Genomic DNA, 11,719 nt, shown 5'->3' with positions numbered 1-11,719 from the left:
ACTCGCGCCCCGTTTTCCACCCGGGACGGGAGAATATACGTCAGCCAGAAAGCCTTATTTGGCCTTGGCGATGCGCTCTTCGATGTGCTGCGCGCGCTTGGCCGAGGACGGATGCGAGCTCATCATGTCGCTCTTGCCGCCGTCCAGCTCAGCCAGCTTCTGGAACGCGGTCACCAGGCCGCGGGTGTTCAGGCCCTTGGCCTGCAGCTGGTCGAACGAGTAATCGTCGGCGGCGCTTTCCTGCGACTGCGAGAACTGCGCGTTGATGAACTTCTCGGTCAGGTCGCCCAGTTGCGACGAGCTGAGCGCGGCCACGGTGGCGCCGCCTGCCGCATTGGCGGCATCGCGCGCGGCGGAAACGGTGTAGGCGGTCTGCATCGCCTTCTTGCTGTGGCCCAGCGCGACGTGGCCGATTTCGTGGCCCACCACGCCCATCACCTCATCGTCGGTCATCATGTCCATCAGGCCGCTGTAGACGCGGATGCAGCCGTTGGCCATGGCCCAGGCGTTGACGTCCTTGGTGATGTAGACCTTGTAGCTGGCCTTCTGGCCGTTGACCGTGCCGCCCAGTTGCTTGGCGATCTTCTGCAGACGGGCGTCGTACTTGCTGCCGGGAGCGGCGATCTTTTCCTGGGAATCGCTCTGCGCGCAAGCCTTGTCCGACAGGGTCTTGATCTCGGCATCGCTCAGCGTGGCAGCTTGAACGACCTTGCTGCCGGCGCCGACCAGGCCGCCGATGTCCAAAGCGTGGGAGGCGGAGAAAGGGGCGAGCGCAACGCCCAGGGCGGCGACGGTGTAGCGGATCTTCATGGGAACAAACTCCTCTTTACTGGCTCTATGCGAACGAGGCCGCAATTCTATATACGACCAATGCGCACCAAGCGTTTCGCCACACAGTTTCGCAAATGCCAGTTTTCCTTACATAAAACCCGAACAGGATTTGCGCAATCGTGCTAGCGGGTATTCCCTTGGATCAGACCCTCTCAAAGAAACTGATATCTGCGGCAACGCGGCGTTGATAGAATTGCGCCCGCCATTTTTTCGCACACACCATAGGGCTCGCACCCAAATGATCTCCAACACCCCTCCCCGCCTGGGCCTGCTGCCCAGCCTGATCTTCAGCTCGCGCTGGCTGCAACTGCCCCTGTACCTGGGATTGATCGTCGCGCAAGGCGTCTACGTCATGCTGTTCCTGAAAGAGCTCTGGCACCTGGTGACGCACGCCAGCAGCTTCGGCGAAATGGAGATCATGCTGATCGTGCTGGGCCTGATCGACGTGGTGATGATCTCGAACCTGCTGGTCATGGTGATCGTGGGCGGCTACGAAACCTTCGTGTCCCGCCTGCGCCTGCAAGGCCACCCGGACCAGCCGGAATGGCTCAGCCACGTGAACGCCAGCGTGCTCAAGGTCAAGCTGGCCATGGCCATCATCGGCATCTCCTCGATCCACCTGCTGCGCACCTTCATCGAGGCCGGCACGCTGGGCACGCCGAACGCGCGCTTCTCCGAGGCCGGCGTGATGTGGCAGACCATCATCCACGCCCTCTTCATCCTGTCGGCGCTGGGAATTGCGCTGGTGGACAAGCTGGCCACGCCACCGGCCAACCACGCGAAGCACTGACGCCGGCAAGCGCCCCAGAGGCGCGCCCGCCCGGCAACAAAAAAAGCCCCCGCACATTGCGTGCGGGGGCTTTTTTCTGGGCGGAGCGCCGGGCCGGCCCGGGGCGCTGCCCTGCGAAGGTCAGGCCGCTACCTTGATGTTCTTTGCGCTGGGACCCTTGGGGCCGGTACCGACCTCAAAGGTGACGCGCTGGTTTTCCTGCAGCGACTTGTAGCCTTCGCTGCGGATTTCCGAGTAGTGAGCGAAAAGATCCTTGCTGCCATCATCGGGCATGATGAAACCATAACCCTTTTCGGCGTTGAACCACTTAACGATGCCGGTTGCCATGGAGTGTCCTTGAACCTAGAAAAAGCGATTGCTCGCGGGGCGCCAGATCATCAAGGATGGGAGAGGAAGCAACCGCAGTACCACTGACGGCGACAAGTGAAACGCAGACCGCGTCGCTTGAAAATCTCGCTGAACCCAGTGTATTGGCGAACCCCGAAAAACGTCAAACATCCGCAAATTCAGGAGCACCGCCAAAGCAGCGGAGAAGCAAGGCCGGCGCGGGTTTGACACCGCCAGGCAGCCCGGAAATTTTCAACTTGGCACGCGTAGACACATGCGGATACCTGCTGCCGGAAAGGCGCCTGGACCCACGTGCCGCGCGCGGTGCGCCTACCCCGCAAACCCGCCGGAATCGAGAAACTCCTGCTCCGCCTGCGTAGTTTGCCGGCCCAACGCGGCATTGCGATGGGGAAAGCGCCCGAAGCGCTTGATGATGTCGCGATGCAGGACCGCCCAGCGCAGCGAGTCGGCGTCCAATGGTTCCATCAAGGCCACGGCGCGGTTTTGCGCGGCGAGGTTCTCCGCGTGCTCGAAGGGCAGGTAGAAAAACTGACGCAGTTGCGGGTCCACCCCCAGATCATGGCCGGCCGCGATGGCCCGGTCGGCGAAGTACTGGGCCAAAGGGTCCGTGGCGAACATGTGCGCCGTCCCCCGGTAGGCGTTGCGCGGAAACTGGTCCAACAGGACCATCAGGGCCAAGGCGCCGGTGGCATCGTCCAGCCACGCATCCAACTGGCGCGCGGCCGCAGCCATGTGGGCGGCCTCGAAACGGGCGCGGAAGGCTGCGTCGAAGTCCGCGCTCTTGTTGAACCACTGTTGCGGGCCGGCATCGCGCCAGAACGCCACCACCTCGTGGGGTTGCGGAACGATTTGCGTGGCGGGGGTAGAAGTCATGAGCGCGCATATCCTGAAGTCGAAAGCAAGGCCGACAATAACAGAGACGCGCACCATATTAGGATCCATACACCGAATGAATGAATCGGGTGTGACTTGGAAACCTGAATAACGCACTCTAGGGATTACCCTGAGATTACAAGCGCAGCGATACTTTCCATGTTTAGGAACGCTGCGGCAGAAAACAAAAAAGCCCCACGAGGGGGCTTCTATCGAAAACTCAGACCCTTACAGGACCTGGATCTTCGTAGCTTGCGGGCCCTTGGGGCCGTTGGCCGTCACAAAGCTGACGCGCTGGTTCTCTTCCAGAGACTTGAAGCCCGAGCCCTGAATTTCGGAGAAGTGAGCGAACAGATCCTTACCACCCGCTTCCGGAGTGATGAAGCCATAGCCCTTTTCCGAGTTGAACCACTTAACGACGCCGGTTTCCATACTGTATTTCCTAGAGATAATGGGCAAATGCCCGGAGGTCACGAATCAATCAAGGAGGGGACAGTAGAACAATAACGCTGAGCCGGAAAAGGCACGGCACTGAACGAAAATCGCAACGCTTGTGATCGTGTGCCGACACTATCGTTAGGTTCCCCTCACAAGTCAACATAATCCTAAAAAATGCGTGCCAATAATGCAACAAAGAGAAACTGCACGCGGATTCCACACATTTTCATAGGCAATAAGAAGTCCTGCATAGGTGTTTACACCCACGCATCATAAAAAAACAATCTAGGCTTATATAAATGCCGCCTGCCCGCGTACGAGGATTTCTTCATACGCCGTTCGGGCTAGCACTTTGGTTTGCCGCCAGGCTTACTCGTCGATAGGTAAACCCAGCAGATCGAGCGCCGCGCCGAAAGCATCGGGACCCGAGCAAAGGAAAACCGCCACGTCGCCGGGATTCATATTCTCCAGGACTTGGTCGATCTGTTCTTGCGCATTATCAACATTGTCGACACTAGAGGCGTGTATGTCAGCCCCTGCTTCGACTTTTTCACGCGGCACGATGTCTGCGATCGCATTGAGATCCGCCACGCCTTCCAGGACGTAGACGCTGATGCTCTCGCCATCCAGCGTGGTGTGCAGCTCGACGCCGCCCGCTACGTCGGCAACCTGCCGACTTACTATTTCCATGATCACTCTTCCTTGACTTGCGGGCGCTGCCCGCCTGGGCACGCACCTTGCAGGTGCACTCGCACGCCCAGGCGCGACTATAACAGCCTTGGGCTAATGCTTCTTGACAGTAGGACCAAGCGACTGCCGCGCGGCGCCGGAGGTGGCGGCAACGGAACGGGTCCGCACCCCGGCATCGGCCAGAACCCGGACCAGCGGCTTCTGCGCCGCCAGGAAGCGGTCCTTCTCCTCGCCGGCGAGCTTGCAGACGAACATCTGGGCCAGGAGCTGTGTACGGCGGGCCTTGCGGTTGCCGGCCTCCTGGGCCAGCCAGTCGCCGACCCACGCCGCCGCCGCATCCGCATCGCCCTGCAGCTTGATATGGCCAAGCAGATCGAACACGGTCACGCCTTCGATGCGGCCGTCCTCGCTGCGCGTGAGAAAGAGCTTGGCGGCCTGGCCCGTGTAGCCGGGGATCAGCGCGAGGCAATCGCGCTCTGCGGGTTTCTTCATGGAATCTGCATGTATCGGTTATCGAGAACCCTGGACTGTAACCCGGCTGCGGCCCCTGTCGCGTCGCGGCAATGGATCTCTGCTATCGTCGGCCTGTCTTTTACCCCCAATGAATGGTGGACAACATGCAACGCGATTTCGACCTGGTCGTCACTATCCTGGGCGCCCTGCGCGACGCCCCCGGCCCCAACCTGAGCACGCACGACATCAAGAACGTGGCCCTGGCGCCGCATCCCGAAGAGCAAGGCCTGCAACTGATTGCGCATCACCTCGACCTGCTGGAAGACGCCGGCCTGGTGAAGCAGATCAGCGAGACGGCGGCCACCGCGGGCGCGACGCGCTGGCGCATCACCTGGAAGGGCTACGACGCCCTGGAACAGGATGAAGAAGACGAAGACGACGAAGATTTCGACGCCGAAGAATAAGGCGCGAAGCGCTCAGCGGCGCAAGAGTATGCGCCGCGTGAGCAGCGATGCGGCGGCGCCGATCACCAGGCTGAACATGAAGGCGGCGATCGACAGCATCGCCGACAGTTCGCTGAAGCCGCCGTGGCGGGACAGCAGGAACACCGCCACGCCCACCGCCGCGGCCAGCGCGACAACCCCCAGCAGCACCCGCTTGACGGAGCCCAGGCGCCCGCATAGCGAGCCGCCTGCCAGCGCCGCCGCCACCATAGCGGCCATGGACCAGAACAGGTATTCGTACTGCATGCGGACGGTCTCCCCCGAAGGTATTGAGGCGCAGGCATTATAGGCGTCCGCCTGCGCGGTCCGCCGCGGGCTAGGCGACGGCGACCACGCTGATCTCCACCTGGGCGCCGTAGTGCAGCTCGCGGGTGGGCACAATGGCCCGCGCGGGCCGGTGAGCGCCGAAGCACTCCTCGTAGACTTGGTTGACCTCGTCCCAAAGCGCCACGTCCGGGATGTACACGGTCACGCTGGCGACCGCGGCAAGCGACGCGCCGGCCGCTTCGAGTATGGCGCGAACACTGCGCAGCGCTTCCCGGGTCTGGGCCGCGGCGCCATCGGCCAGCGCTGGTCGCGCGCCCGGCGCAGCGGGCGGCAGGAAGCCCAATTGCCCCGAAACGAATATGAAACCGTTGGCGCGGACCGCCTGCGAATAATGGCCCGCGGGCGGCGTGGCCCGATTCGTATGGATGAGATCCATGCATGCCTCCTCGTGAAAGGCGGCTTACCAGCCGCGAAAGCGTTCCCAATGCGCCACCACCCCGGACGAATCCGGACGCACGACCTCGTAGGCATCATGCTGCGCGCAGGTGGCGCAGGCGTGATTGGGCACGATGCGCAGCTTCGCCCCCAGCGGCAGCTCGGGCAAGGCCGCGCCGCTGCCAGGACGCACCTTGATGATGCCCTGCTCCTGGTTGGTCTCGGCCAGCAGCAAGTCGGGGTAGACCGTACCGCTGGCGTCGCACACCAGGCCGTACAGTTGGTCCACCCGCTGCTTGGCCGTGCCCCGGTCGCGCGACATGGCCATCCATCCGGCATCCACCAGGATCCAGCCCTTGTCCGGCTGATGGCCGATCACGGTCGTCAACACCGTGGCGGCGATGTCGTCGACCGTACACACGCCCAGCCCGGCCATCACCAGATCGAAGAATACGTATACGCCCGCGCGCACTTCGGTCACGCCATCGAGCTTGCGGGCGAAATGCGCGGTGGGGGTGGATCCCACGCTGACCACGGGACATGGCAGGCCAGCCTGGCGGATCGCCTCGGCGCAACTCACGGCCGCCACGCGCTCCTGCTCGGCCATGTCGGCAATGGCGTCGACGCTATCGCAGCCGTACGACTCGCCGGCGTGCGTCATGACGCCGCGCAGGCACGCGCCGTCTTCATGCAGGACGCGCGCAATCGCCAGCAACTGTGCCGTATTACCCGGCTGCACCCCGGCGCGATGGCCGTCGCAGTCGATCTCGATCAGTGCCGGGATGGCGTCGCCAGCATCCCTCCCCCGCTGGGCGACGGCGCGCGCCGCTTCCAGGCTGTCCACCACCACGGTGAGATCCACGCCGCGGCGGCGCAGCGCCAGCACGCGGTCCAGCTTTGCCGGCGACACGCCCACGGCGTACAGCAGGTCGGTGACGCCGGCAGCCGCGAACTGTTCGGCCTCCTGCAGCGTGGACACGGCGGCCGGCCCCTGGGGTGTAGACATGAGCCGGCGCGCGACGTCGATCGATTTGGGCGTCTTCAGGTGCGGACGCAGTTGCACCCCATGCCCGGCCATCAGCGCATTCAGACGATCGATGTTGCGCATCATGCGCGTCTCGTCGAGCAGCAGGCACGGGGTGTCCAGGGTCTCGAGGGAGGAAGGCGTGGCGTTCTGGTTCATGGCGTTCTCGGCATGGCGTATCGGAATGGCTGAAGTATGGCGCGGCGGCGGTTCCGCGTGTTTAATCTAGACTTAATCATCCATTAATCCATGCCTGCATGATTACGACCGAAGACCTGCGTTTCTTCCTTAGCCTGGCCGCCACCCGCTCGCTGGCCGAAGCGGCGCGCGCGCTGGATGTCACGCCGCCCGCAGTCACCCAAAGACTGCATACGCTGGAAAAACGGCTGGGGGTCAGGCTGGTCAACCGTTCGGGACGCGGCACCGCGCTGACCGACGAAGGCAGGCTGCTGGCGCTGCGGGCGGAACAGATCTGCGGCGAACTGGGCGACCTGGCCGACGAACTGGCAGGCCGCAGGGGCGTGGTGGCAGGCCATCTGCGCGTGGTCGCGCCGCTGGGATTCGGGCAGCGCTACATCGCTGGGCTGGTCGCCGAGTTCCGCAGCCAAAGCGCGGACGTGACCGCCAGCCTGACGCTATCCGACGGGCCGCCGCGGCTGGCTTCCGATGACTGGGATGTGATGGTTCACATCGGCGAGCTGCGCGATTCGACATTGGTCGCGTACCCGCTGGCGCCCAATCGCCGGATCCTGTGCGCGGCGCCCTCCTACCTGGCGCGCCACGGCGCTCCTGCCAAGCCCGAGGACCTGCGCGGGCACGACTGCATCGCGCTGCGCGAGAACGATGAAGACGTGACCTTGTGGCGCTTCAAGCATGGACGCGGCCCGGCCGTGGGGGTGCGCGTGGCGCCGGTGCTGTCCAGCAATGCCGGGGAAACCGCCGTGGAGTGGGCCCTGGCCGGGCACGGCATCATCGTGCGCTCGGAATGGGATGTGGCCACGCATCTGCAGGCGCGCGCGCTGGTGCCGCTGCTGCCCGGCTGGACCTTGCCGTCGGCCGACGTGGTGGCCCTGGTGAAATCGCGCCAGGAACTGCCCGCGCGCACGGCCGGCTTTCTGGCGCATCTGCGCGCCGCCTTTGCAACGGCGCCCTGGCGCGCCTAGTCGAGCATGGCCTCGGCCTCGATCTCGATCAGCCATTCCGGCAGCGACAGGCCGCTGACGATGATCCACGATGAGGGCGGAGGATCTTTCTTGAAGCGGTCGCGCAGCGCCTGCGCAATGACTTCCTGATCTTCCCTGGCCGTTTCGCAGATGTAGATGCGCAGCATGATCACCTGCGCCAAAGTGCCGCCGGCCGCAGCCAGCACGCGCTCGACATTGTCCAGCGCGGCTTCGGTCTGCTCCTGCAGGCCCGGCCCCGCCGTACGCTCGTTGATGTCGACGCCAACCTGGCCGGACAGCAGCATGCGGCGCTGCCCCGTGACGATGACGGCCTGGCTGAATCCATACTGGACGGTGTTGAACACGGTGTCGGGATTGACGACTGTTCTGGACATGCGGTTCTCCTTGCGGCGCGCCTGGGGAGGGCGCCGGACTCCCCATTCTATCGGCCGGCCTGGTCAGGCGCCGGCGCGACCGGCCACGGGACTGCGTCCCACCGGCATGGCGGCCAGCAGCACGATGGCGCCCGCCCCTACCGCCGTCCAGAATCCCGCGCCCACGCCGTAGTGGTCGACCACCCAGCCCGCCAGCGCCGCGCCCGCCGCGACGCCCGCACCCAGGCCAGTCACCAGCCACGTCAGGCCTTCCGTCAGGCGATGGCCAGGCACGCTGCTTTCCACCAGCGCCATCGCGATGATCATGGTCGGCGCGAACGACAGGCCGGCCAGCAGCACGCCCAGCACCAGGGTCAGCAGATCGTTCACCAGCAGCAGCGGAACCGTGGTGAACGCTGTTACCGCCGCCGCGACCACAAGCAGGCGGGCCAGCGGCATCTGGAACTTCAGTACGCCGAACACCAGGCCGGCCACGCAGGAACCCAGGGCATAGGCCGACAGCACCAGGCTGGCGCCGGCCGGCATGCCCTGCTGCCGGGCAAAGGCGACGCTCAGGACGTCGATGGTGCCGACGATGACGCCCATGGCGGCCATCATCGCCAGCAGGGACCGCATCGGCGGCATGCGCAACACCGACGCCTGACGCCCTTCCTGCGTAAACCGCACGGCAGGCGCCGTGGCCCGCTGCAGCACGAAGGCCGTGACGCCCACCGCGAGCAGCAGCGCCGCGAACAAGGGGCCAGCCTGCGGAAAAAACAGCGCGCTCAGCCCGACGGCCAGCGGCGGGCCGACGATGAAGCTTAGCTCGTCGGCCACGGACTCCAGCGCGTAGGCGGTGCGCAACTGCGGCTGGTCCCTGAATATCTCGGTCCAGCGCGCGCGTATCATCGCCGGCATGCTGGGCAAGGCGCCAGCCAGCGCGGCGAAGACAAACAGGGTCCACTCGGGCGCATTCCATTGCACGCAGGCCGCCAGGCCAACCAGCCCCGCGACGCACAGGCCCGCGGCTACCGGCAGCACCCTGCCCTGGCCATGGCGGTCCACCAGGCGGGAAATCCGCGGCGCCAGCAAGGCCGTGGCCAGCGCAAACGTGGCGGCGACGGCGCCCGCCAACGCGTAGGACCCGCGAACCTCGGACAGCATGGTGATGATGCCGATGCCGATCATGGGCAAAGGCAGGCGGGCGATGGCGCCGGCCAGGACAAAACCCAGTGCGCCGGGCGCCTGGAACAACTCGCGATACGGATTCGACACCGGAAACCTTTGATTGCCATGGACAGCGGCATCGTATTCACATACGATGCGTATGTCAATTTACATACGTATCGTATGTGCATGGAGAGAGCATGACGCGTTCCCGCGCCGAGATGATCGAAGCCACCCGCGCGAAACTGTTGGCCACGGCCCGGCAAGCCTTCCGCGATGTCGGCTATGCGGCCACGTCCATGGACGACTTCACGGCGGCGGCGGGGTTGACCCGAGGCGCCCTGTACCACCACTTCGGCGACAAGAAAGGCCTGCTCGCCGCCGTGGTCGAACAGATCGACGGCGAAATGGACCAGCGCCTGGCGGCCATCGCAGCGCGGGCGCCCGATGCCTGGTCCGCCTTGCAGGGACGCTGCCGCGCGTATCTGCAGATGGCGGCCGAAACCGAGATCCGGCGCATCGTGCTGCAAGATGCACGGGCGGTGCTGGGCGGGGCGGCGGACGGCTCGCAGCAACACTGCATTGCTTCCCTCGCCGCGCTGTTGCAGACGATGATGGATCAGGACCTGATCGAAGCCGCCGCGCCGCAGGCGCTGGCGCGGCTGATCAACGGCAGCCTGGTCGAAAGTGCCTTCTGGATCGCGCAGGACGCCGAGGACGGCCCGCGTCTGGCGCAGGCCTTGCAGGCGCTGGACCTGCTGTTGCGCGGCTTGCTCAAGCGCTGACCGCCGCCGCGGCGAGGACTGCGGCGCTCGTACACAGCGTTTGCTGTTGCACGCCGGCATGCGTATTATCCAATAATTATCTTGTTTAAATAATTTTTCTCGAAGGCGGAAGACCGCGTGAGCACCGGCACAACCCATGTTTCAAGCGCGTCCTGGGCAGATCTGCTGCACGGGACCAATGCCCTGCGCTCGATCGCGCTGGCGGGCGGGGTGGCGCTGCACGCCATCAACGTCTACATCGTCACCACCATCCTGCCCAGCGTCATCAAGGACATCGGCGGCTTGGAGTATTACGCCTGGAACACCACACTGTTCGTCGTGACCTCCATCGTCGGGTCGGCGCTGTCGGCCAGACTGATCGAAACGCTGGGGCCGCGCGCAGCCTACCTGCTCGCCGTCGCGGTGTTCACCGCAGGTACCGTGGTGTGCGCGCTGGCGCCGAGCATGCCGGCGCTGCTGGCCGGACGCAGCATCCAGGGCTTGGGTGGCGGCATCCTGTTTGCGCTCAGCTATGCCCTGATCCGCCTGGTATTCGAGGCGCCGCTCTGGTCGCGCGCAATGGCCCTGGTGTCCGGCATGTGGGGCGTCGCCACCCTGTGCGGCCCCGCCATCGGCGGCGTCTTCGCCCAGACCGGGCACTGGCGGCTGGCGTTCTGGGCCTTGTTGCCCGTGGCCGCCGCCCTGGCGGCGATCGTGGCCCTCAAGGTAGGCGGCAAGGAATCGGTTCCGGCCTCGCGGCCAAGCCCGCTGCCCGTGACCACGCTGGGCCTGCTGGTGGCCAGTGTGCTGGCGATCACGCTGGCCAGCCTGTCGACGGACCTGCGCTGGAATCTGGCGGGCATCGCCGCCGGACTGGCCATCGCCGCGCTGATCGCGGCGGTGGACCAGCGCGCCGCAAAGCGGCTGCTGCCGACCGGCGCCTACTCGATAGCCACGCCGCTGGGCGCGCTGTACGCGGTGATGTGCCTGGTGGTAGCGGCTATCACCACCGAAATCTTCGTGCCGTATTTCCTGCAGGTCATCCATGGCATGACACCGCTGGCGGCCGGCTACATGACGGCGGCCATGGCGGCGGGCTGGACCTTGGCCGCCATGCCCAGCGCCACCCGCAGCGGCCCGGCGGCGAATTTCCTGGTGCGCCTGAGTCCCATGGTGATCCTGGCCGCGCTGGCCGCCCTGGCCTATATGACGCCGCGCACGGCGCAACTGCAGTCCTACCCGGGGCTGGCGCTCTATGTGCTGGCGCTAGCCGGCGTGGGCTTCGGCATCGGCCTGAGCTGGCCGCACCTGCTGACGCGCATATTCACCGCGGCGCCTGCCGGCGAAGAAACCCTGACATCTTCGTCCATCACGACGGTGCAGCTTTACGCGACGGCATTGACGGCGGCGCTGGCCGGCGTCATCACCAATAGCGCAGGCCTGGCGGATCCCGGGGGCGTCGCGGGCGCACAGCATGCGGCGCAATGGCTGTTTGCTGCGTTCGCGCTGGCGCCGGCCGGCGCCCTGCTGCTGCTCGGGCGCATCACGCGCAGCCATGCGCAGGACGCCATCCAGCAATAGCAGCCAGCCGGGCCCGCC

General features: G+C 65.3%; 16 protein-coding genes. 5 read left to right on the top strand and 11 right to left on the bottom strand.

The genetic code is table 11. The features are described 5' to 3' along the window. Positions 1-54: 54 nt before the first annotated feature. Positions 55-810: a M48 family metalloprotease gene (locus IB258_RS06960; RefSeq protein WP_119449349.1), complete on the bottom strand. Its 756-nt coding sequence runs from the start codon at positions 808-810 to the stop codon at positions 55-57. 259 nt (positions 811-1,069) lie between these two features. Here IB258_RS06960 and IB258_RS06955 point away from each other — a divergent pair, with 259 nt between their 5' ends. Next, positions 1,070-1,621: a TIGR00645 family protein gene (locus IB258_RS06955; protein ID WP_054456088.1), complete on the top strand. Its 552-nt coding sequence runs from the start codon at positions 1,070-1,072 to the stop codon at positions 1,619-1,621. A gap of 120 nt (positions 1,622-1,741) precedes the next feature. Here the strand turns inward: IB258_RS06955 and IB258_RS06950 are convergent, their stop codons facing one another. From IB258_RS06950 to IB258_RS06930, 5 genes are all read right to left on the bottom strand, one after another. Beyond that, complete coding sequence (locus IB258_RS06950) at positions 1,742-1,948, bottom strand: cold-shock protein (protein ID WP_006225311.1); 207 nt, start codon at positions 1,946-1,948, stop codon at positions 1,742-1,744. A gap of 330 nt (positions 1,949-2,278) precedes the next feature. After that, positions 2,279-2,842, bottom strand: coding sequence for a DUF924 family protein (locus tag IB258_RS06945; RefSeq protein ID WP_054456086.1), 564 nt, complete (start codon positions 2,840-2,842; stop codon positions 2,279-2,281). Between the two features lie 228 nt (positions 2,843-3,070). Continuing rightward, positions 3,071-3,274 (bottom strand): cold-shock protein, encoded by a 204-nt coding sequence (locus IB258_RS06940; protein WP_006220190.1) that lies wholly within the window; start codon positions 3,272-3,274, stop codon positions 3,071-3,073. 375 nt (positions 3,275-3,649) lie between these two features. Next, positions 3,650-3,970: a hypothetical protein gene (locus IB258_RS06935; protein ID WP_054456085.1), complete on the bottom strand. Its 321-nt coding sequence runs from the start codon at positions 3,968-3,970 to the stop codon at positions 3,650-3,652. Positions 3,971-4,063: 93 nt separating this feature from the next. After that, entirely contained in the window at positions 4,064-4,462 is a 399-nt protein-coding gene (locus IB258_RS06930; protein WP_054456082.1) for a hypothetical protein, read from the bottom strand. 125 nt (positions 4,463-4,587) lie between these two features. Between IB258_RS06930 and IB258_RS06925 the strand changes: the two genes are divergently transcribed. Beyond that, positions 4,588-4,887: a DUF2513 domain-containing protein gene (locus IB258_RS06925; protein ID WP_054456477.1), complete on the top strand. Its 300-nt coding sequence runs from the start codon at positions 4,588-4,590 to the stop codon at positions 4,885-4,887. A gap of 12 nt (positions 4,888-4,899) precedes the next feature. Here the strand turns inward: IB258_RS06925 and IB258_RS06920 are convergent, their stop codons facing one another. From IB258_RS06920 to IB258_RS06910, 3 genes are all read right to left on the bottom strand, one after another. Further along, entirely contained in the window at positions 4,900-5,172 is a 273-nt protein-coding gene (locus IB258_RS06920; protein ID WP_054456080.1) for a hypothetical protein, read from the bottom strand. A gap of 70 nt (positions 5,173-5,242) precedes the next feature. After that, a complete protein-coding gene (locus IB258_RS06915; RefSeq protein WP_054456078.1) occupies positions 5,243-5,629 on the bottom strand; it encodes a RidA family protein in 387 nt (128 codons plus the stop codon). A 24-nt stretch (positions 5,630-5,653) separates the two neighbouring features. Beyond that, complete coding sequence (locus tag IB258_RS06910) at positions 5,654-6,811, bottom strand: DSD1 family PLP-dependent enzyme (protein WP_054456077.1); 1,158 nt, start codon at positions 6,809-6,811, stop codon at positions 5,654-5,656. 98 nt (positions 6,812-6,909) lie between these two features. Between IB258_RS06910 and IB258_RS06905 the strand changes: the two genes are divergently transcribed. Next, positions 6,910-7,815, top strand: a complete 906-nt coding sequence (locus IB258_RS06905) for a LysR family transcriptional regulator (RefSeq protein WP_054456075.1) — start codon at positions 6,910-6,912, stop codon at positions 7,813-7,815. Here IB258_RS06905 and IB258_RS06900 read toward each other — a convergent pair. Both IB258_RS06900 and IB258_RS06895 read right to left on the bottom strand, forming a co-directional pair. Next, a complete protein-coding gene (locus tag IB258_RS06900; RefSeq protein ID WP_054456073.1) occupies positions 7,812-8,210 on the bottom strand; it encodes a RidA family protein in 399 nt (132 codons plus the stop codon). The two genes, IB258_RS06905 and IB258_RS06900, sit on opposite strands and share 4 nt — an antisense overlap. Before the next feature lie 63 nt (positions 8,211-8,273). Further along, positions 8,274-9,464: an MFS transporter gene (locus tag IB258_RS06895; protein ID WP_175181415.1), complete on the bottom strand. Its 1,191-nt coding sequence runs from the start codon at positions 9,462-9,464 to the stop codon at positions 8,274-8,276. Between the two features lie 92 nt (positions 9,465-9,556). On the opposite strand from IB258_RS06895, the gene IB258_RS06890 reads away from it, so the two are divergent. Continuing rightward, positions 9,557-10,141, top strand: a complete 585-nt coding sequence (locus IB258_RS06890; RefSeq protein ID WP_125470709.1) for a TetR/AcrR family transcriptional regulator — start codon at positions 9,557-9,559, stop codon at positions 10,139-10,141. A 117-nt stretch (positions 10,142-10,258) separates the two neighbouring features. After that, a complete protein-coding gene (locus tag IB258_RS06885) occupies positions 10,259-11,701 on the top strand; it encodes an MFS transporter (RefSeq protein ID WP_192352326.1) in 1,443 nt (480 codons plus the stop codon). Positions 11,702-11,719 lie beyond the last annotated feature (18 nt).

It is taken from the genome of Achromobacter sp. ACM02 (assembly GCF_014851605.1).
In the GTDB taxonomy this organism is placed as follows: domain Bacteria; phylum Pseudomonadota; class Gammaproteobacteria; order Burkholderiales; family Burkholderiaceae_B; genus Achromobacter; species Achromobacter aegrifaciens.
This window is presented reverse-complemented; position numbering and strand designations above follow the sequence as displayed.

Bases quoted from the DNA above. Each gene is read 5' to 3' on its own strand.
- IB258_RS06960 (WP_119449349.1), bottom strand. From the start codon at position 810: ATGAAGATCCGCTACACCGTCGCCGCCCTGGGCGTTGCGCTCGCCCCT.
- IB258_RS06955 (WP_054456088.1), top strand. From the start codon at position 1,070: ATGATCTCCAACACCCCTCCCCGCCTGGGCCTGCTGCCCAGCCTGATC.
- IB258_RS06950 (WP_006225311.1), bottom strand. From the start codon at position 1,948: ATGGCAACCGGCATCGTTAAGTGGTTCAACGCCGAAAAGGGTTATGGT.
- IB258_RS06945 (WP_054456086.1), bottom strand. From the start codon at position 2,842: ATGACTTCTACCCCCGCCACGCAAATCGTTCCGCAACCCCACGAGGTG.
- IB258_RS06940 (WP_006220190.1), bottom strand. From the start codon at position 3,274: ATGGAAACCGGCGTCGTTAAGTGGTTCAACTCGGAAAAGGGCTATGGC.
- IB258_RS06935 (WP_054456085.1), bottom strand. From the start codon at position 3,970: ATGGAAATAGTAAGTCGGCAGGTTGCCGACGTAGCGGGCGGCGTCGAG.
- IB258_RS06930 (WP_054456082.1), bottom strand. From the start codon at position 4,462: ATGAAGAAACCCGCAGAGCGCGATTGCCTCGCGCTGATCCCCGGCTAC.
- IB258_RS06925 (WP_054456477.1), top strand. From the start codon at position 4,588: ATGCAACGCGATTTCGACCTGGTCGTCACTATCCTGGGCGCCCTGCGC.
- IB258_RS06920 (WP_054456080.1), bottom strand. From the start codon at position 5,172: ATGCAGTACGAATACCTGTTCTGGTCCATGGCCGCTATGGTGGCGGCG.
- IB258_RS06915 (WP_054456078.1), bottom strand. From the start codon at position 5,629: ATGGATCTCATCCATACGAATCGGGCCACGCCGCCCGCGGGCCATTAT.
- IB258_RS06910 (WP_054456077.1), bottom strand. From the start codon at position 6,811: ATGAACCAGAACGCCACGCCTTCCTCCCTCGAGACCCTGGACACCCCG.
- IB258_RS06905 (WP_054456075.1), top strand. From the start codon at position 6,910: ATGATTACGACCGAAGACCTGCGTTTCTTCCTTAGCCTGGCCGCCACC.
- IB258_RS06900 (WP_054456073.1), bottom strand. From the start codon at position 8,210: ATGTCCAGAACAGTCGTCAATCCCGACACCGTGTTCAACACCGTCCAG.
- IB258_RS06890 (WP_125470709.1), top strand. From the start codon at position 9,557: ATGACGCGTTCCCGCGCCGAGATGATCGAAGCCACCCGCGCGAAACTG.